Source organism: Bacillota bacterium (assembly GCA_012842395.1).
Taxonomy (GTDB): Bacteria; Bacillota; SHA-98; order UBA4971; family UBA4971; genus UBA6256.
In genome coordinates this window covers 53,643-72,697 of record DUSX01000035.1, presented here as the reverse complement: position 1 = coordinate 72,697, position 19,055 = coordinate 53,643, and the positions used below count along the sequence as shown (strand labels likewise).

At 61.4% G+C, this 19,055-nt stretch carries 16 protein-coding genes and 1 tRNA gene; 8 read left to right on the top strand and 9 right to left on the bottom strand.

Annotation, left to right across the window (positions count from 1 at the left end; translation table 11 throughout):
• Window positions 1-116: 116 nt before the first annotated feature.
• The 7 genes from GX515_12310 to GX515_12280 form a co-directional block, all read right to left on the bottom strand.
• Window positions 117-1,274, bottom strand: a complete 1,158-nt coding sequence (locus GX515_12310; protein HHY33778.1) for a carbohydrate ABC transporter substrate-binding protein — start codon at window positions 1,272-1,274, stop codon at window positions 117-119.
• An 824-nt stretch (window positions 1,275-2,098) separates the two neighbouring features.
• A complete protein-coding gene (locus tag GX515_12305; GenBank protein HHY33777.1) occupies window positions 2,099-3,163 on the bottom strand; it encodes an ABC transporter ATP-binding protein in 1,065 nt (354 codons plus the stop codon).
• Between the two features lie 4 nt (window positions 3,164-3,167).
• Window positions 3,168-4,904, bottom strand: a complete 1,737-nt coding sequence (locus GX515_12300; GenBank protein ID HHY33776.1) for an iron ABC transporter permease — start codon at window positions 4,902-4,904, stop codon at window positions 3,168-3,170.
• On the bottom strand, window positions 4,901-5,998 hold the full coding sequence (locus GX515_12295) for an ABC transporter ATP-binding protein (GenBank protein ID HHY33775.1): 1,098 nt from the start codon (window positions 5,996-5,998) through the stop codon (window positions 4,901-4,903). Before GX515_12295 ends, GX515_12300 begins: the two co-directional genes overlap by 4 nt.
• Before the next feature lie 133 nt (window positions 5,999-6,131).
• Entirely contained in the window at window positions 6,132-7,124 is a 993-nt protein-coding gene (locus tag GX515_12290; protein ID HHY33774.1) for an ABC transporter substrate-binding protein, read from the bottom strand.
• Between the two features lie 603 nt (window positions 7,125-7,727).
• Window positions 7,728-9,218, bottom strand: a complete 1,491-nt coding sequence (locus GX515_12285) for a hypothetical protein (protein ID HHY33773.1) — start codon at window positions 9,216-9,218, stop codon at window positions 7,728-7,730.
• Window positions 9,219-9,405: 187 nt separating this feature from the next.
• Entirely contained in the window at window positions 9,406-10,644 is a 1,239-nt protein-coding gene (locus GX515_12280; GenBank protein ID HHY33772.1) for an amidase domain-containing protein, read from the bottom strand.
• Window positions 10,645-10,797: 153 nt separating this feature from the next.
• On the opposite strand from GX515_12280, the gene GX515_12275 reads away from it, so the two are divergent.
• On the top strand, window positions 10,798-11,229 hold the full coding sequence (locus tag GX515_12275) for an EamA family transporter (protein ID HHY33771.1): 432 nt from the start codon (window positions 10,798-10,800) through the stop codon (window positions 11,227-11,229).
• 143 nt (window positions 11,230-11,372) lie between these two features.
• Here GX515_12275 and GX515_12270 read toward each other — a convergent pair whose 3' ends face one another.
• Entirely contained in the window at window positions 11,373-11,531 is a 159-nt protein-coding gene (locus tag GX515_12270; protein ID HHY33770.1) for a helix-turn-helix transcriptional regulator, read from the bottom strand.
• Window positions 11,532-11,911: 380 nt separating this feature from the next.
• On the opposite strand from GX515_12270, the gene GX515_12265 reads away from it, so the two are divergent.
• Window positions 11,912-12,316 carry a MerR family transcriptional regulator gene (locus tag GX515_12265; protein HHY33769.1) on the top strand — a complete coding sequence of 135 codons (405 nt, stop codon included), beginning with the start codon at window positions 11,912-11,914 and terminating at the stop codon, window positions 12,314-12,316.
• 12 nt (window positions 12,317-12,328) lie between these two features.
• On the top strand, window positions 12,329-13,660 hold the full coding sequence (gene glnA / locus GX515_12260) for a type I glutamate--ammonia ligase (protein HHY33768.1): 1,332 nt from the start codon (window positions 12,329-12,331) through the stop codon (window positions 13,658-13,660).
• 415 nt (window positions 13,661-14,075) lie between these two features.
• Here the strand turns inward: glnA and GX515_12255 are convergent, their stop codons facing one another.
• A complete protein-coding gene (locus GX515_12255) occupies window positions 14,076-14,549 on the bottom strand; it encodes an RDD family protein (protein ID HHY33767.1) in 474 nt (157 codons plus the stop codon).
• Window positions 14,550-14,934: 385 nt separating this feature from the next.
• Here GX515_12255 and GX515_12250 point away from each other — a divergent pair, with 385 nt between their 5' ends.
• From GX515_12250 to GX515_12230, 5 genes are all read left to right on the top strand, one after another.
• The gene (locus tag GX515_12250) at window positions 14,935-16,161 is read left to right on the top strand and encodes a D-alanyl-D-alanine carboxypeptidase (protein HHY33766.1); all 1,227 of its coding nucleotides are present in this window, start codon (window positions 14,935-14,937) and stop codon (window positions 16,159-16,161) included.
• Between the two features lie 220 nt (window positions 16,162-16,381).
• Window positions 16,382-17,377 (top strand): 4-(cytidine 5'-diphospho)-2-C-methyl-D-erythritol kinase, encoded by a 996-nt coding sequence (ispE, locus tag GX515_12245; protein ID HHY33765.1) that lies wholly within the window; start codon window positions 16,382-16,384, stop codon window positions 17,375-17,377.
• A 174-nt stretch (window positions 17,378-17,551) separates the two neighbouring features.
• Window positions 17,552-18,358, top strand: a complete 807-nt coding sequence (locus GX515_12240) for an NTP transferase domain-containing protein (GenBank protein ID HHY33764.1) — start codon at window positions 17,552-17,554, stop codon at window positions 18,356-18,358.
• A gap of 197 nt (window positions 18,359-18,555) precedes the next feature.
• Window positions 18,556-18,831, top strand: a complete 276-nt coding sequence (spoVG, locus tag GX515_12235) for a septation regulator SpoVG (GenBank protein HHY33763.1) — start codon at window positions 18,556-18,558, stop codon at window positions 18,829-18,831.
• A gap of 149 nt (window positions 18,832-18,980) precedes the next feature.
• Window positions 18,981-19,055 (top strand) — tRNA-Gln (locus GX515_12230).

Sequence of the window (19,055 nt, the reverse complement as noted above, 5' to 3'; positions counted from 1 at the left end):
TTGTGGGTAAGGCCGGAGAGGTATCTTGAAGTGCTCGACACTTTGGAGAAAAAAGCCCCGTGACACGGGCGCGCGTCCAACTCCCCGGTGCAGGATTCGTCGGACGCGCGCCCGTGTCACGGGGCTTTTTTCTCCAAAGTGTCGAGCACTTCAAGATACCTCTCCGGCCTTACCCACAACAGCTTGAGCTGGTCCCAGAATGTGGCCTGCCACTCCCCGCCGATGGTGTCGTCCATGTCGGCCAGCGCCACGCGGCCGGTGAGAAGCTCCGCCACCCCCCTGTCCACAGGCGGGTACGCATCGAGAGGTACCTTGACGTACGTGGCGATGTGTCCACCCTGGGCGACCTGAACCTCCTGCCCCTTAGTGGCGAGGAACCGGATGAGTTTCTTCGCTTCCTCGGGGTACTTCGTGTACTTGGGCACGAAGGCGTAGTCCGGGCCGAAGACTATGCCGCGCGCCCCGGGCAGTGAGAAGACGCCGAGGTCGCTCGGGTCCTTTACCATGCTGGTTATCCAGCTCCCCATGAAGTACAACGCATAGTCGCCCTGCCACCACAGTTCGACGGCCTGGGTCCACTCGATGGGTTCGCTGAAGTACTTCGCCTTGAGGAGCGGCACGATCCTTCCTTCGAAGATGCCTTTCACGACCGGATCGGTCCAGGCGATCTTGCCCTCCGTGAGCTCCTTATGCAGCTGCGGCCCGCCGAATGTTGCGATGAAATGCTCGGTCACGTCGGAGAGCGGCCAGCCAACGCTATCGCCGCTCACGATGGGCGCCTTGACCCCAGGGATCTTTGCTATCTTATTGAGGAGCGCCACAAACTCCTCCCATGTGGTGGGCGGGGTCAAGCCGTGCTTTTGGAAGAACGATTTGCGGTACCAGAAGCCGGGTTTCACCTTGCCAGTGTACGCTATGCCGTAGAGCTTGCCTCCCGCCTTGAGGCTATCCAGAGCACCCGGCAGGTAGTCGGAGTCCTTGATGAGGCCGGTGAGGTCCAACGCGTGGCCAGCCTCTCCCTGCTTGGCTATGAACCATGCCCACATGAAGATCACATCACCGGGGGTAGTCTTCGCTGAGAACTGGGCTGGCAGTTGCGCCGACAGGTCCTCGCTACGGTAAATGCGGTAGTCGACCTTTATCCCCGTTTCCTTCTCGAATGCCTGGAGAACCGGCAGGAACGCTTTCATCTCCGCCCCTGACCAGGGGCCGATGCATGTCAGAGTCTTGGTGTCGGCGGCAAAAGCCCCACACGTAGCCACGAGGAACACCATGCAAGCCACAAGCACAATCCTCTTGAACACGCTCTCTCGCCCTCCTCCTTCGTTGAGACGCGGGTGTTATGGCAATGCGACGACCACCGGCTCCGAGACTTATGACCGTTCTGAGAACACGCGCCCTCCCTGGCGTCACCTCCCTGAACCAGGATGTCCTTCCCATGAAATCGGGACGTCGTTCCCATGATGCCCGCCGCCGCGCCCGCTCTCCCTCGGAGCTGGGGTTGTGGGAGACGCTGGGGCCCGCAAGGATGCGGCTCGGGTGCTTGCAACCGATTGCACAGGCGCAGAATCCGCCAGATCTCGCTGCCTTCCCGGCATTGACCCAGGACGAGCTCGATTCTGATACAACCGGTTGCACAAACCACAAAACGATGATTCGCCACAGAAGACCAGATTCCTCCCTTTCAGATGCCCCTTTGGGATCTTTTTGCGATGCAGGTTTACACGACGCGCGATCTGAGGGGATCCATAGATGTCCAAACTGGAACCCGGAAAACGGGTCTGCGTTCGGTTCGGCGGTCCACCGTTTGGGAAAAGCACGGAATGCGCGAAGCTCCGTTGTGGTTTTGGGGTCGGTCACCTGTAGGAGTAGGAGGCGTCACTCGTTGCGGAAAGGGGCGCAAACGGGCCCGAAGAGTTGCAGCAACAAGGAGTCCGCCGAAGGACGACCCCCGGCCCGCTTAGCGGTGGCGAGCCGGAGGTCACGCCCTGTCGTGCGGCGACGGATTTGCGCCGCGCCAGACGCCCGACGGTCATTCGTTCCTGTCATACCACCCCGCGGGCGCTGGGGGCAGGCCTCGGCTTATTCTACCTGACGGTCATTCGTTCCTGTCATACCACAGTAGCCTGTGGAACCTAAGGTTGCAGACCTCGCCCTCCGCTCTGGCAGCGCAGCGCCGTTGCTTCTGCACGCGGATCTCTACCTTTCCGACTTTGACTCTGTAATCCACGATGCTGCCGAGGTATGAGGCCCTGCTTATCACGCCCCTGACGCCGCCGGCCCCGGCCTCGACGAAATCGATCTCGGACGGCCTGCAAGCCACCGTCACCAGCCGGTCTTTCACTTCGGGCGGGATGCGGTCGGAAATGGGGCCGGCCTCGCGGCTACCCTCCACGTACACCTGGCCGTCGATTACCTCCGCCGGGATGAAGTTGGAGAGCCCGATGAACCCGAATACAAACTTGTTCGCGGGCTTGGTATATACCTCCAGAGGCGTGCCGACCTGCTGAACCTTCCCGTGGGACATCACCATGATGCGGTCCGAGAGCGCCATCGCCTCTGACTGGTCGTGGGTCACGAAGATGATCGTGAACCCCAGCTTCTTTTGAAGGTCTTTTATCTCGAACCGCATCTCCTCCCTGAGCTTCGGGTCCAGGTTCGACAGGGGCTCGTCGAGCAGCATCACCTTCGGGTTGAGGGCTATGGCCCGCGCGAGGGCGATTCGCTGCTGCTGGCCTCCGGAGAGCTCGCCGGGGTAACTTCTCTCGTGATTGAGAAGGCCGGTGTACTGCAAAGCCCGCCGGGTGCGCTCCGCGATCTCGGCTTTGGGTAATCTCCTCACCTGCAGAGGAAACGCCACGTTGGTGAAGACGTTCAGGTGCGGCCACACGGCAAACGCCTGGAACACCATGGCGAAATCTCGCTTTTCCGGGGGCACGTAATACCTCCTGTAGCTTGAGGAGAACACCTCGTCCTGGACCCGGATCTCTCCTTCATCGAGGTCTTCAAAACCGGCGATCATGCGCAGCGTGGTGGTCTTGCCGCAGCCGGACGGCCCGAGGAACGAGAAACACTCGCCCTTCTCAACCTCGAGGTTGAGTTTGTCCACCGCGACTACGTCGCCGAAGTGCTTAGTGACGTTTGTGAGCTGCAGATACGCCATGTGTCTACCCCAGCCTTTCCTTTGTGCCGAGCAGTCGCCTGATGAGCGTCTCGCCCGTGATGATGATCACGAGAGCAATCGATGCCAGCGCCGCCGAGTACACGGTCTCGCCGTCTTCGTTCAGGGCGTAGATGGCTACGCCGATCGTGCGCGTCGTGGGCCCGTACAGCAGGACCGACGTCGTCAGCTCTCTCAAGGCTGGCAGGAAGATGAGGAAGAACGCCGAGATCATGCCCGGTTTGATGAGAGGCAGCACCACATCCTTCAGAGACTGCCAGTGGGTTGCGCCGCACGCCCGGGCCGCTTCCTCAAGGGAGTTGTGCACTTGCTCGAGCGCGGCCGAGTTGGACTTGATCGAAAACGCCATGTAGCGCGCTATGTACGCGACGAAGATGATCCAGGGCGTGTTGTAGAGGTTTATTCCAAATCGGCCGCTCCACATCAAGATCACGCCAAGGGCGACGACGGTGCCGGGGATCGAGAAGGGCAGCACCCCGAGGAATTCCAGCACGAACTTCCCTCGGACCTTCATTTTCACTATGACGTAAGAGATCATCGTTCCTGCCAGCATAGTGACGAAAGCTGCCCCGAGCGAGAGCACCACGCTGTTTCTGATGGCGTCCTTGGTGGCCTTCCATCCGAGGATGTACTTGAAGTTCTTGAGCGTCATGTTCTTGAGAGCAAGGGGCAGACCGTAAGTTTTCAAAGCGCCTATCAGGAAAACCGTGACAGTCGGCATCACGACGGTTATGAGGATGTATACGATGCTTATTATGAGCAGGGGCATTTTGAGGCCCCTAAGCTTCATGACCGTCGGTCGCACGCTCTTTCCCGCGATCACCTGGTAGCGGCCGCGCTTCAGGACGAGGTTCTGCAAGTAGAGGATGGTTGCTGCCGAGATGACGAGGATAGTTGAAAGCACCGTCCCCGTTCGGATGGCTTCGAAGCTTCCCGCGCTCGCGTAAAGCTTCTGGTAGATCAGGGTCGGGATGTTGAAGATCCCGCGTTCCATGCCCAGAATCGCCGGCACGCCGAAGTGGGCGAGAGAATACAGGGCTACCAGGAGCGCCCCTGCCACGACGCTTGGGGTGATGAGGGGCAGGGTGATCCGACGCGTGATCGTCGGGAGGTCTATTCCGGATATCCGGGCCGACTCCTCAAGGGTGGGGTCCATGCGTTCGAGCGCCCCCTCGACCTGCAGGAAGACGAACGGGAACAGGTACATCGTTTCTACGGCTATGATCCCGCCCAACCCGTAGATGTCGAAGAAGGGCCTGTCCGTCCCGAAGAGATTCATCAGGAAGACATTGAGATATCCGGCCCTGGGCGAGAGCAGGGCCTTCCAAGCAAGCGCCCCTATGAATGAGGGGAGCATGAAGGGGACGGTGAAGGCCACCTTCATAAGGCCTTTCATGGGTAGGTCCGTTCTGGCGATGAGCCAGGCGAAGAAAACACCCAAGATCGTGCTGAAAACGGTGACGCCCACCGCAATTATCAAGGAGTTCAGCAGCGCCTGGTAGGTATCAGGCCTGCGGAGGATCGTGACGATGTCGGCCACGTTCAGTCTGCCGTTGACCGTAAAGGCGTTCCAGAAGATCAGCAACACGGGCACTGCCACGAATATCACGAGGACGAGCACCGAGAGGGCCAAAAGGAGCTCGGCCACTCCGAACGCTCTGTGACGGCCCAAACGTGGTATTCCGGCAGAGCCTGGCACAAAGACATCCCGCGAATTGCTCATGCTGACACCTCTTCCGCTAAGCTATCCGCATCAAACCATTTCACGTCGCACAGCCGCAGGTGACACGTCTCTCCCTCGGAGAAAACCAGCCCGTTCGCGATGGCCTCATGAGTATCCTGCTCCACCCTGACCTCGTGCGGGCCTACTGTTATCAAGTAATCCAGCGTGGCGCCGAGGAAAGTGACGCGCTTTACGACTCCTTCCAACCCGTCCGGACTCCGTGATAGCTCCGCGTCCATCGGACGGAAGGCCATGACGATGCGCGGGGCGGACCTCAACTGGGCAGGGATCGCCCGGCCCACCTGCATTTCCGTACCCTGGACGTATGCGACGTCGTTGTGGACTTGAACCGGCACCAAGTTCGCGACCCCCATGAACTTGAAGACGAACGCGTCCACTGGGTTCTCGTATACCTCCCTGGGGCTGCCTACCTGCCGGATCTTTCCGTTTTTGTCCAGGATTGCGATGCGGTCCGAGATGACCAGGGCGGTGTCCTGATCGTGAGTCACGTAGAGAATGGTGACCCCAAACTTCCTTTGGAGCTCCTTGATCTCGAAACGCATCTCCTCGCGCAGGTTCGCATCAAGGTTGTTTAAAGGCTCGTCCAGCAACATGACCTGTGGCCGCGATACGAGCGCCCTGGCTAGGGCCACCCTTTGCTGTTGGCCGCCCGAAAGCTGGTAGGGCATGCGTTTCTCGAGCCCCGCGAGGCCTACCTGCGAAATGGCTTCTCGCGTCCTCTCTTCGACCTCGCCCTTCGGCACCCTCTGGATGTGCAAGGGATACGCTACGTTCTCAAACACGGTCCTGTGAGGCCAGACGGCGTAATCCTGGAACACCACGCTGATCTTGCGCGTCTCCGGTGGAAGGGAGATTCTCCTTTCCCCGCTCGCCACCAGAGTGTCGCCTATGAATATCTGACCTTTGTCGGGGTTTTCAAAGCCCGCCACCTGTCGCAGAATCACCGTCTTGCCGCAGCCGGAAGGACCGAGAAAGGTGAAACATTCCCGATCTTTGATCGTGATGCTGAGATCTTTCAGCACTTCATGCCGGCCGTAACGCTTGCAGATACCCTCTAGTCGCACCTCAGCCATCTGCTCACCCCTAGACGCTCTTTAGGGTTTACGCCCTCCAGTGAAAGAGGACGAGCGCCCCGCAGCCCGGACGGCCCGGCGTCCGGCCACGGACCGTTGGGCCTGGGGCCGCGGGGCGCGTGTGCGCATGTGCCTACTTCGTCATAATGGCGGTGAACTGGTCAGCGATCTTTTCCTTCTCGCCGATCATCTTCAGGTAGTCCAGCGGGAACGCCCGCTTCACGGCTTCTTCAGGAGACACCAACCCGACGCCCTGCACGACCGGGACATCCTTGCGGATGGGCAGGGTGTAGCTGGCCGCGATGATCGCCTGCCCCTCCTTGGAGAGGAGGAAGTCGACGAACTTCTTCGCGGCGCTGAGGTTGGGCGTGCCTTTGAAGATCGCCACCGGGCTCGGGATCACCAGGATCTTGTCTGGGTACACGAAGCCCATTGGCGCGCCTTCCTGGATCTTGTTGATGGCGATATAGTCCACGGCTATGCAAGCCTTGAGGTCGCCCATGGCCACGTCATCGACGACTTGTCCGGATCCTTGACCCATCTTCGCCCCGTTCGCCCGGAGCCCCTTAATGTAATCCCACCCCAGGTTCTCGACGAGCATGGCGACGCTCACCATCGCTGTGCCGGAAAGGGACGGGTTCGCGATCCCGAAGCCGTCCTTGAACTGCGGCCCCAGGAGATCCTGCCAGGTCTTGGGCGCGACTTTCACCTTGTTGGTGTTGTAAGCGATGCCGAGCGTGCCGAGACGGGCGGGGGTGAAGCAACCGTCCGGGTCCTTGACCGGGCTGATTATGGACGCAGCCTCGGGGGAGACGTACTTCTCCAGGGCGCCCTGGCTCTTCAGCTGATAGAAGTCGGGGATCTCGCTGGTCCAAAGGACATCGACCATGAGCTTGCCGGACTGGCGTTCGGCGGCTATCTTCGCCATCAGCTTGCCGGCGCCGGCCGAGTAGTAGTCGAATTGGACTTCAGGATGCTTCTTTACAAATGCGTCGCGGATCTCTCCGATCAGCACCTCTTTCATTGAGGTGTACACGAGAAGCTTTTCCTTCGGAGCCGCGCTCGCCGACGTAATAGTGCCGACGAGGAGCGTTAGGGCGATGACAATAGTCAACAATCTCTTCATGGGCTCGATTCTCCCTTCCCGTGCATGATAGCAACTCGTTACCGCCGACCCTCACGCATGTACGATGATGTGCGGCTGGGCCGATCCCTGCGACATCCCCTGGCAGCGACCGAGTGACCAGAGTCGCGTCATATCTGGTCTTTTGGCACAGGCGACGTACTGAGCGACTACCGTGCGAGAACAGCCGGATATCCCCTCCTTTCACATTGTACAAAGTCTTCGAAACCGACCTCCCTCTGGGCGCGGAAACGGGCTCCCGGGATTAATGACGTGGGTCGGGAGGGTTCCGCGCATTCATAGAGTAACATCCGAACCCGGACGGTGTCCGCGTACGATGGTACTTTCTTGTGGCTGGCGTCCTCAAATGGTACTTTAGTACTTGGGTCCTCTCCCACAGGGGTCTGCTCCTGCTTGGCTCCTCGTTGTCTCTCCGGGATCCCCCATGGCGATCACGCCGCTATCGTGCGTGAAAACGGGATTCCGTGCATTTTGGGGGGAACCGGAAGGAGAGGGGCAGGTCAGGTGGGCCGCAAACGCTTGGAAGGGCCGCACGGAGCGAGGAGGTGCGAAACGGCGGCTCGCCGTGGCGGGTTCATTCAGTGTTCAGTGATGTTCATCCGAGCCCGACGGCTTCGTGCGGACGCGCGCGGCGTCGTCATCGTCTGATTCCTTCAGACCAAGGCCGGCCTCTACCGCCATCAGGGAGGCCTGAACGCGGTCGTGAACGCCCATCTTGAGATAGATGGTGCTGACGTAATTCTTGACGGTTTGCTCCGCCATGTGGACGAGCTCCGCGATCTCTCTATTGCTATATCCTTGAGCCAAGAAGCCCAGGATCTGTTTCTCGCGAGCAGTCAATTCGTCCAGCCACTGCGGGCTGGTCGAGCCCTGACCCGTGCTTCCTCCTCGTGCGCGCTGCGCCGTCGATTGCGCCCTCGCAGGAGCGAATCCCCCATACCGAAGCGTCGGGAGGCCCGCAAGCCCGGAGGCGCCTACAACCTGTGTCTGCATGGCCCCTCCCGACCGCTGCCGCAGCCAGGGCCACCACATTGACCACAAGACCGCGCTTGTGAGGCCGAAGGCTGCGAGGGCCGCGAAGAATGCCAGTGCATCCGCGGTCAAAGGGGGCCGGACGCCGCTATGGAGACCCGTCCTTGGTGAAACGGGCACGAGCAAGGTCCATTGAGTTTCCGGAATCGACTGGAAGATGATGAGGACGTCGGCGTCTCCGATCTTCCCGATGAATCTGCCGCGCCCGTTTTTGAGCTGCGGCGCCAGTCGTCGGCCGTCCTCGAACACCTCCGCGACTCCCTTGCCGATGTTGTCGGCGGCGGGCGCCGAGATGACGGTCCCGCGGTGGTCAGCCAAAAGCACATGGCTGCTCTTTACCGTCCCGATGGAGAAGTAGAAGTTCTCATCGAGGTACTTGGTCAGGAGCTCTCTCAAGTAGTCTTCTCTGATGAACATCACAAGCACGCCGAGGGGTTCTCCCGTGAAGAGGGTCTTGATCCTTCTTCCCATCATCACGTAATAGCGGTCGGACTTCCCTGTGCGCACGGACCCGATCCAGACCGCCTTGCCGTCCGCCCTCAGGATGGCCTGGTACGCTTCGGAGGCCCGGAAAGACCTGATGAACTCGATTGAAAGCGATTCGCCCATCGTGAGGGCCTTTCGATGGGTGTTGTGCTCGTCCAGGAACAAAGCGTCCTGAAGGGCCCTGTCACTGAAAGCGAGGCCTTCGAGGAAGTTGGAGAACCTCTGATTGTGCTCGGCGACCTCGTAGGGGTCTTTGGCGTTCACGTATTCGATTAAGAGGTTGTTGAGGTCTTGATTGGCGACGAACTGAAACGAAATATCCTCGTAGCGTGTGAGGTCGGCGCGGAAGAACTCCGCAGCCTGAGCCACGACTTGCGTCGAGTACTGGGCCACCTCTTCCGTGGAAGCGTTCGGGGACCTGAGGTACAAGAAAGTCGCCGCGGACGCGCCGAGGACCCACAATGCCACGAAAAGCAAGGCCTTTCGCGTAGCACGGCGCAGAGATCTCGGCCCTCCCAACCTTTCCGACTTGCCCTTGTGCAGTAACTTCAACTGCAACGAGAAGCCTCCTCGCCGCGAGAGGAAATGGCACAAGAGCCCGGAGGACCTCTTGAGGAGATGCCCGGCTCTCAAATATGAGAATTCTTTGCTTGACCCCTAGTATCCTGCTGATACCGCCATGTGAGAATGCGCTAGTCTTTCCTTTATCTATCAGGTATTCACCGGGACATCTTCATCTTCAGCATCAGAACATCTTCAGCAACCAGAACACGGTGCCGCGGTCCCAGCCCAGGTCCCAGGGTACGTGGTACCGGTCGGCGGTATGGGAGTTGACCACGACGTAGCCGTGGGAGTCCGTCCCTGTCACAACGGCCAGGTGCTCGATGCGACCACGCTCCTCGTAAGCTATCACGTCACCTGGGTGGAGGGCGCCGATCGCCCCGTACGGGAATTCCGCCGAGGGTGTCACCACGTCGGGATATGTGCCGCGGGCAATTCTCCGAGCCCGCCCGCTATTCATGAGGTATGCGACGAGCGCCTCAGCCTGTGCCCACGCGCGACTTGCGCCCGCTCCCGAACCCCTGAACGTGTAGCGCCATGTCCAGTCCATGGGGAGGTTCCCTGCTTCCGGATCCCCGAGCACCTGCGACACGAAGTTCGTGCAGTCTCCTCCCAGGCCTGTGAAGTCCTTGTATTTGGGGTTATACTCGCGGTTGTTGCCGCAGCCCCAGGCCGAGCCGCAGTATTCGTCCGCGTAGGCGACGGCTTTGTCTCTGTTGTACCAGATCGTTGGTGAAGGGCTTGGGCTCCCTGGCTCGCCCGGAGACGCGCTGGTGCCGGCAGGCACGAGTGTGCTGGGGGGATTGACGCTGTTCCCGTTCCCTTGGATCCTCGCCGCAGGCGGGACCCCGGGCGGGGTCAGAGCGGGTCTCACTGTCCCGACGACGGAGTCCTCGTCGAGCGGGTCGGTGTACCAATCACGCCTTATGAGCCACGTGCCGTCCCGCCGCACGAGCTCGACGAGGTGCCGGGTGCCGATCCCAAAGTGGTCGGGTGGAGCCATTGGGTCGGCGTCATAGACGTAAGCGAAATCCGCGCTTTGCTTGAGACGAAGCCATGCCACGTCACTTTTGATTTCCGCGGAATCCACTATGAGCTCCACCGCTGTGCCCACGAACCGCACCCCGCGTGCTGCGCTCCACGTGTCGATGTACCTGATGCGCCGCTGCTCGCGGTCGAGCGCCCAGCGGCCGTACCTGGACTCGAGGTCATAGTGGGTGGCGAGAGCCTCAGCGTCGCCGTGGATCACGGACTCGGCCCTGTCCGAGAATATCATGTTCAGTCTCGTTACCAGTTCCCTGTCGAGCACCACGGGGGGCCCAGCCACGGGTTCGACCAGCACGGCCGCGGCCGCGGAAGCGCAGGTCAGTATAGCCGCAAAGCAGATCAGGACGCGCCTACGGCTGACTACGTAGAACCTCATGCGGCACACCCTCTCCCACACGGCGGGCCGGGCTGGCTTCCTCCTCGCTCCGCTGGTTGGTCCTGTTCGCAGGGGCACCGGTCCCGCCGGACCTCTGTTGATGTATATGCCGGGCGGGCTACGAATAAGAGATTGACGGGGGACGAAACCACGATGTGGACGGTTCTCGTTGCGTTATTCGGGGCTCTGTGCTGGGGGATCGCGCCCATCTTCGGGAAGATCGGGCTGGCGAGAGTTGATCCGGTCGCCGGGCTTTGTCTTCGTACGCTCATAGCGTCGGGCATCGTTGCAGGCTGGCTGCTGGTGGGCGGCGGCCTAAGGACGATCGAAACAGTATCGAGCAGGGCATCGCTTTTCATCGCGGCTGAGGCTGTGCTGGCGACGCTTGTGGGCGACCTGGCATACTATGCGGCTTTGAAATGGGGAGGGGCGGCCCAGGTCGCATTGGTGATGTCCGCCGCCCCTCTGTTTACGCTGGTGATAGCGGTGTTGTGCCTGCGCGAGACTGCCACGTGGGCACAGGTGGTGGGCGCGGTGCTCATCGTGTGCGGGCTCTTTCTCGTGAGCCTCGGCCCGCCGGCCTGAGCATGGTCAGTCATGACCCCAGCGATTCTGTTGAACCTTCCCCGGCAGCCCCGGTCAGGGCGGCGCCCAGGGCGGCGCCGACCACTCGCAAACGAGCGGTCGGGGGCTGCGGGCTTGCGGGCTGCGCGGGATATGTGCGGGGGCTACCGAAGGGCCGCCACGATCCGCTTGTGCTGCTGGGGGCGCAGCTTGATGAGGCCGAGCTCAGCCTTGATTATCGTGTCCACAGGTATCCCCGTCCTCAGAGAAAGCTCCCTGGCGCTGATGCCCGCCTTTTCACGCAGCTTGAGCAGAGGCGTCAAGATGCCACCTCCTTCCTCAGTCGGCGTCTCCTGTCATGGTTCCCGCTACCAGTATAGGTAAACCCTTCACAGAATATGCCCAAGCTCGTGAGGTTAGACCAAGTGACCGATCCCCCACACACTCACGTACCACGTACATATGGAGGCCATCGAGGAGCTGCCCGGGCGAGAGACGGGGTGCGAGGGGGGCGAGGGCGGCCTTCGCGGACGGGAGGGCGAGGTTGGTGTGAAGTTGGAGCGGGCGTCGAGGCCTCTGGGGTGAGGGCGGGCGGACGCGAGCGCGGCACTTGACAACTGCCCTGTGGGGTTGTAGAATGACCCCAAATACGGGTGATGTCAGGAAACCTTACATGGACGGCGACTGAGAAGGGGCGGTGGGAGTGGTGGACGTGCCACGCGATGCGCCTCTGTACACCATCGGAGCGGTCCGGCGTCTCACGGGCCTCACGGACCGTCAGATACGGTACTACGACGAGACCGGTCTCGTTGTGCCGGCGCGGACCCCGGGGAACCAGCGCTTGTATTCCGAGGCAGACGTGGAGGCTCTGAAGGAGGTGAAGCGGTTACTGGCCCAGCGGTGGCGGATCGACGAAGTGCGGGCGATGCTTGCCGCCAGGCGCGGCCCGCAAGCGACTGGCCGCGATGACCTCGTCAAGTCTAGCGATGCTGCGGTGCGCTTCGGGGAGGTTGTCTCGCTCAGGTCCGTTTATCCTCTAGCCAATCGCCCCGAGCTTCTCAGGATGATCGATACCCGGAGGAATCCCGCTCCTAAACGTGGGGAATGAGGAGGAAGAGGAATGCCGAGTCTTACGAAGGAAGACGTGCTTAAGAAGGCGGAGGAACTCAAGGTCAAGTTCGTGCATCTGCAGTTCACCGACATCCTCGGCGTCATTAAAAACGTCGCTATTCCCGTTGAGCAGCTCGCAAGGGCATTGGACGGCGAGATCATGTTTGATGGATCGGCCATCGAGGGGTTCGTCCGGATAGAGGAATCCGACATGTATCTACGCCCTGACCCGTCGACATTCGCGATATTCCCGTGGAATGGCGGGGACGCCGTGACGGCACGGCTCATCTGCGACATCTATAACCCTGACGGGACGCCGTTCCAGGGGTGCCCGAGGCATACTCTGAAGAAAGTGTTGGCCGAGGCAGAGAGCATGGGGTTCACGTTCGTGGCCGGTCCCGAGCCGGAGTTTTTCCTCTTCACGAGGGACGAGAATGGAACGCCGACGACCAAGACTCACGATCAGGCCAGCTATTTCGATCTCGCCCCCCTTGACCGTGGCGAGCGGGCGCGCCAGGACATGGTGGTAACCCTCCAGAAGATGGGATTTGAGATCGAGACGTCCCATCATGAGGTGGCGCCCGGCCAGCACGAGATCGACTTCAAGTACACTTACGGCCTTACCACCGCGGACAACGTGGCCACGTTCCGCTTTGTGGTGCGGACGGTCGCCCTCGCCCACAATCTGCACGCCACATTCATGCCCAAGCCGGTGTTTGGCATAAACGGGTCTGGGATGCACACGCACCAGTCGCTCTTCAGGGGCGAAGAGAATGCGTTCTACGATCCTGATTCGCCGAACGGCCTCTCGGAGATCGCGCTGTATTACATCGGCGGCCTGATGAAACACGCCAGAGGCTTCACGGCCATCACCAACCCGCTCATCAACTCCTACAAAAGGTTGGTGCCGGGCTATGAGGCGCCGGTTTACATTGCGTGGTCCGAAAGGAACCGAAGCCCGCTCATCCGAGTCCCTGCCGCCCGTGGGAAGTACACGAGGATCGAGCTCCGGAGCCCCGACCCGTCCTGCAACCCGTACCTGGCGCTTGCCGTGACCCTAAAGGCCGGCCTCGACGGGATCAAGAACAAGACCCTTCCGCCCGACCCCGTGAACCTCAACCTGTACGGGCTGTCCCAGGCGGAGCGTGAGGCCATGGGCATCCAGAGCCTTCCCGGCAGCATCATGGAGGCGATCGAGTGCCTCAAGGCGGACGAGGTCATCATGGACACCCTTGGACCCCACATAGCCAACAGGTTCATCGAGGCCAAGGAGATCGAGTGGGACATATACCGGACTCAGGTACACCCGTGGGAAATCGGGCAGTACCTGAACGTGTTCTGACGGCTGCTCTCCGAGTTGCGGAGACTCACGGTGGTTCGCGCGCGGACGCCTTGCCCAACTAAGTATGTCGCCAAAAACTCGCGCTACCTTTCGGCGGGAGGTCCTGCCCGGGGTTGCCGGTGTTGCCCTCCGGGGACGGCGCGCTTGCGGCGCGCCTCGTTCGAATTCGGCGCTTAAGGCAGCCGAATTCTCCACGCCCCGTCGTGCAAGCACCGGCAACCCTAGCGCCGTGAAGAAAGGAGACGAAAACTCCGACGCCATACCTAGACCGCCGAGAAGGCGGGCGGGCAGGGCGTCCGACAACGCGGGAACTGAGCCCCCGAAAACGTGAGGAGTGAGTCCTGATGACCGCGTTCAATGAACACGGTGGCGGACTCCGGGCGCCCCAAAGACGGCTCTCGAGGTCGAGCCCGTCTCAGCCCTTGCTGCCGACTCCGCCGGAAGTCTGCGGCTCCTCCACCGCGATGACTTGAGTGTTCGCCCACCTATCCCCGAGCCTCCGGCCCGCGGCGTCGGTCAGCACCAGCACGATCTCTATGAGCCCGAGGACCCCGCCAATGAGCGGAGCCGCGACAAGTCTCACGAGTGGTATCACCGACAACAGCGAGCCTACCGCGAGGGTGAGGTTGCGTTTCGCTGAGGCTGCGATATCGATGTCTCCGCCGCCCAGATTGACCACCTGAAGGCCAAGGATCTTCTTCCCCACGCTCTTGTTCTTCCACTGCGGATCCTTCGTCAACTGGAACATGAGAGCGTCCTTTGTAAGCGTGTAGGCGGCTCCAAGCAACCCTCCGAGAATCGGGATGCCGAGACCGAGGATCGCCGCAATGACGCCGTCGACAAGGGCCGCTACGAAGCGTTTCCCAAGGTCGGCTTTGGGATAGTTCACAGACACACCCCCACTTCCTTCTGTACTTTGTTGGTGATGAATATACGCTATTGACCACACGTTTCCTCTAATCCAAGAAACATCCGAATACACAGACAAGCGCTCTCCGGCGCTCAGAGTAGCGGCGATGCTGCTGTTGACGCGGCCGTATGGGGCACCCCGGGCCCGGTCGGACCCGGCAGAACGGGGCGCGTCCCTGCCGGGGTGTACAATCCGTCCAGAATGGGTATATTATGGAAGGGCAAACCGCATCGAAAGGGAGAGGAAGGCCGGTCGAAGTGGAGAATTTGTAATCCTGCGCTTTTCCGCAGGGTGCGGGCGGATGTTTCGCGTGTGCTTGAGCAGATTGGGTTCAGAAGGGATGCTTTGCGAGGTGGTTAGAGAGATGTTGTTTTCCAGAGATCCACGGCCGGAAGGGCATCGAAGGCGTTTCGTCGCAGGTCTTGCCGCGACGCTCATCATGGCGTCCGCCGCTCTGGCGTTTGCGCCGGTCTTGGCAGGAGCGGCAGCGCCTCCGGAGCTCAAGGCGCCCTCCGCGGTGCTCACCAGCGCTGAGACGGGCCAGGTGCTGTACGAGAAGGAAGCTGATCTTCGTGTGGCACCCGCGAGTATAACGAAGGTCATGACGATGCTCCTCACCATGGAGGCCGTGGATTCGAAGAGAGTGAGCCTGGATGATGTGGTCACGACCAGCACCGAGGCCAGCCAGATCGGCGGTTCCCAGATCTGGCTCGCAGAAGGCGAGCAGATGAAGCTGGGTGACATGATGAAAGCGATCGCCGTTGTGTCCGCAAACGACGCCGCCTACGCGGTGTCAGAATTCATCGCCGGAAGCGCCGCGGATTTCGTGAACCAGATGAACGAGAAAGCAAAGGAGCTGGGAATGAACAACACGCATTTCGAAAACCCCGACGGCCTCCCAGCCCCGAACCACTACAGCACGGCCAGGGACATCGCGATCATGTCCCGCGAGCTTGTCACGAAACACCCCAAGGTGCTTGAATGGACGAGCGTCTGGACCGATACTCTGGCGCGCACGGGCCCGCGGGTGCGGCAGGAGGAATCCTTTCTGAGGAATACCAACGAGCTGATACTCCGGTACCCCGGGGCGGACGGCCTCAAGACCGGCATGACCGACGAAGCCGGGTACTGCCTCGCCGGCACGGCGAAGCAGGACGGCGTGAGGCTCATCTCGGTCGTCATGGGCCTGCCCACCAACGAGGACCGCATCCAGGACACGATAAAGCTCTTGAACTACGGTTTCCGCGAGTTCGACCGGGTGGCCGTGGCCAAAAAGGGCGACGTGGTGGGAAAGATCCGCGTGCCGAACGGCCGGCGCGAGGAAGTCCCAGCTGCGGCCAGCACGGATTTCGTGGCTTTCGTGGAAAAGGGCAAAAAGGACCTTGTTGAAACGACCATCGAATCGGCCGAGCGGCGCGCCCCCATCCGTAAGGGCGATAAGCTCGGCGCCGTCGTGGCGTCCCTGGACGGCCGCGAGCTCGCGAGGGTCGACCTTGTGGCCACGGAGGACGTGCCAAGGGCTAACATAGTTACCGTCATCGTCCGTGCCATTCGCGACTTCTTCCGGGGGCTTTTCGGACTGCGCAGGTAGGCGAAGCGGCAACTCGCTCGCGCGATGAGCTCGGGCCTTGCAGCTCGGGCCTTGCCTTACAGCAGCCCCGCGGCCGGGGGGCGGCCTGCGGGGCTTGTGAGCTGTGCGTGCGGCGTCCTCGGCGTGCCGTCGAGGCTTCGAGAGCGAGGTCGGGCGAGGTGCAGGCCCAGTCCAAGCGAAGCAGGAATTCGCTGTGTTTCGCATAATCTATTAGAACGCAATGGCAAAAGCAGATGACAAAAGGCTTCTCATCGTTGCGCGGGCCAAGCTCAATCTCACTCTCGACATTGTTGGCCGGCGACCTGATGGGTACCACGAGCTCGAGTCGGTGGTGCAGTCCATTGACCTGTACGACGGCGTGGCTCTCGGGTCTACCCCCGTGCGTCCTGTGTCAGGGCGGGGCAGGGAGCTCGGAGTTACGCTCGCCTGCGACGATCCTCTCGTGCCCCTCGGCCACGAGAACCTTGCCTTCAAAGCCGCGTTAGCGCTGTCACGCTTCGCAGGAGTCGGGGCCGCAGTATGGGTGGACATAAAAAAGAAGATCCCGACGGGGGCTGGGCTCGGCGGCGGGAGCGCCGATGCCGCTGCTGTGCTCCTCGGCCTTAACGAGCTGTGGGGGCTTGGCCTCGATGAGGCGGAGCTTGCCAGGATAGGTGCGACCGTGGGTGCGGACGTGCCGTTTTGCCTCACAGGGGGAACGGGCGTGGTGAGGGGCAAGGGGGAGCTCGTGGAGAGGCTTCCCGCCCTTGAGGGCGTCTGGTTCGTCGTGGTCGTGCCGGGCCGGAGGATAAGCACGGCTGAGGCTTATGCAGTTTACGACCAGCTTGTTGCCGACGAAGCGGTGGAAGCCCGCGAGGAGGCCTCGTCCGGCGGCGGCGGCAACGTCGGGCGCGCGACCCCGGCAATGCTGGAGGCCGTGTCCGCTCGCGACGTGCGCCGCATCGCGGCTAGGCTCGCGAATGACCTAGGACGGGCCGCGACGAGCATGGTTCCCGAGATAGAAGAGGTAAAGCAAGCGTTGCTCGCCGCGGGGGCGCTGGGCGTAGGTATGTCGGGCTCCGGCTCCGCGGTGTTCGGCATAGCCGAGGACGAGAAAAGCGCGAGGCAGATGAGGCGAATGGTCCGCGAAACGTACGACACGACGTTCGTGTGCTGTTCGGCTCCGAGCGGGCTCGAGCGTGTCCCGGTGCGGCGATGGAAGCGTTATAATGAGTAGTGATAGGCCGCGAGTGATAGGCCGCGCTCGTCCTGCGAGACCGGTCGTCCGCGGGCAGCGGCGGGCAGCGGCGGCAGCGTACACAGCGGTTTTGTGATAGTAACGCAAACGTCGCGGTAGCGTGCAGGTGACCTCCGACAGGCCCCGCCTCCTGATGCTAGCGGGGGCGGGGGCGTGAAACTGTGGGAGGCCATGGAGGGGCCTGGAAAGGAGACGGTGTGCGTGGTAGACGCGGTGATCCTGGCGGGAGCGGACAACGACGGAAAGCTTGCAAGCTGTGACAGCGCGCGTTACGAGGCGCTCATCGACATAGCGGGAAGGCCGATGATACATTATGTGCTACGCGCTGTCAAAGGGTGTTCGAGGATCGGTCGGGTCGTCGTGGTAGGTCCGAAGCAGGCTCTCCAGGAAGTCATACCATCCGAGGAGGCCATTCTGGTGGAGCGGGCCGGCTCCATTGTCGAGAACCTTAACGCGGGCATCAGAGCTCTAGCGACGCGGGATAAGGTGCTGATCGTTACGGCGGATCTCCCCCTTCTGACGGCGGAAGCCCTGGAGGACTTCTTCGAGAAAGCCGACGCGAACCCCGCTGAGATCCATTATCCGCTTCTCAGCAAGGAGACGAACGAGTCGAAGTTCCCAGGGATGAAGCGCACATACCTCACCGTGGCGGAAGGGACGTTTACCGGCGGGAACGTGATCCTCGCCTCGCCCTCTGGGCTTGAGGCGTGCGGCAGGCTTCTGGAACAGGCCGTCGCCACGCGAAAGAAGCCCTGGATGATGGCGGCCTTCCTCGGCCTCCGGTGCACCGTCAAGTTCATTCTGAAGCGGCTCTCCATTCACGACGTTGAGAGGAGGCTCCAGGAAATCGCGGGCGTCAAGGGCGTTGCGATAATCTCGGAGTTTCCGGAGATCGCTGTGGACGTCGACAAGCCCAGCGATCTGGAGCTTGTCAGGAGGCTCGTGACCTCACCGGCCTGAGGGCTTTCTGCGCTCGCCTCCACTGGCCTCTGCGGGCCGCGCCGGGAAACGCCCGCCGGGGGCCTAGCGGGGGGCACCCGATCAGCCGCCAAATCAGACGAGATCTCGTATGGCATAAGCAGGAATTCATGCCAAAATGTGGAATAACCCCATGCAACCCATTATGAGTACTTGCTTATGGAAGGCGGTGACCGGGATTGAACATCACAGAGGTGAGAATCAAGCCGGTGAAGAGCGATGGGAAGACGCGGGCGATAGCGTCCATAACCTTCGACAACGCGTTCGTCGTCAAGGAACTCAAAGTGGTCGAGGGGCCCAGCGGCCTCTTCGTATCGATGCCGTGCCGCAAGGTGGGCACGAGCGGTTACAGGGATATCGCGCATCCAATAACGAAGGAGGCGCGGGACGAGATCAACAGGGCCGTCATGGCCGCGTACCAGAGCGAAACTGGCCTCCAGGGTGAGGCGAGCTAGAAGCGCATCCGCCGGGGCTCGCCAACCCGGGATGACGTCCGCCCCGCGGCCGGGGCCAGACTTCGCGTTCGTCTTGACGTCTCCTACTCGGTTTGTTATACTCGTAATGCTGGGAACCGCAAGCGATATGCGGTTTTGCCGGTTCGCGCTGGGGCGTAGCCAAGCGGTAAGGCACGGGACTTTGGATCCTGCATCCGGAGGTTCGAATCCTCCCGCCCCAGCCA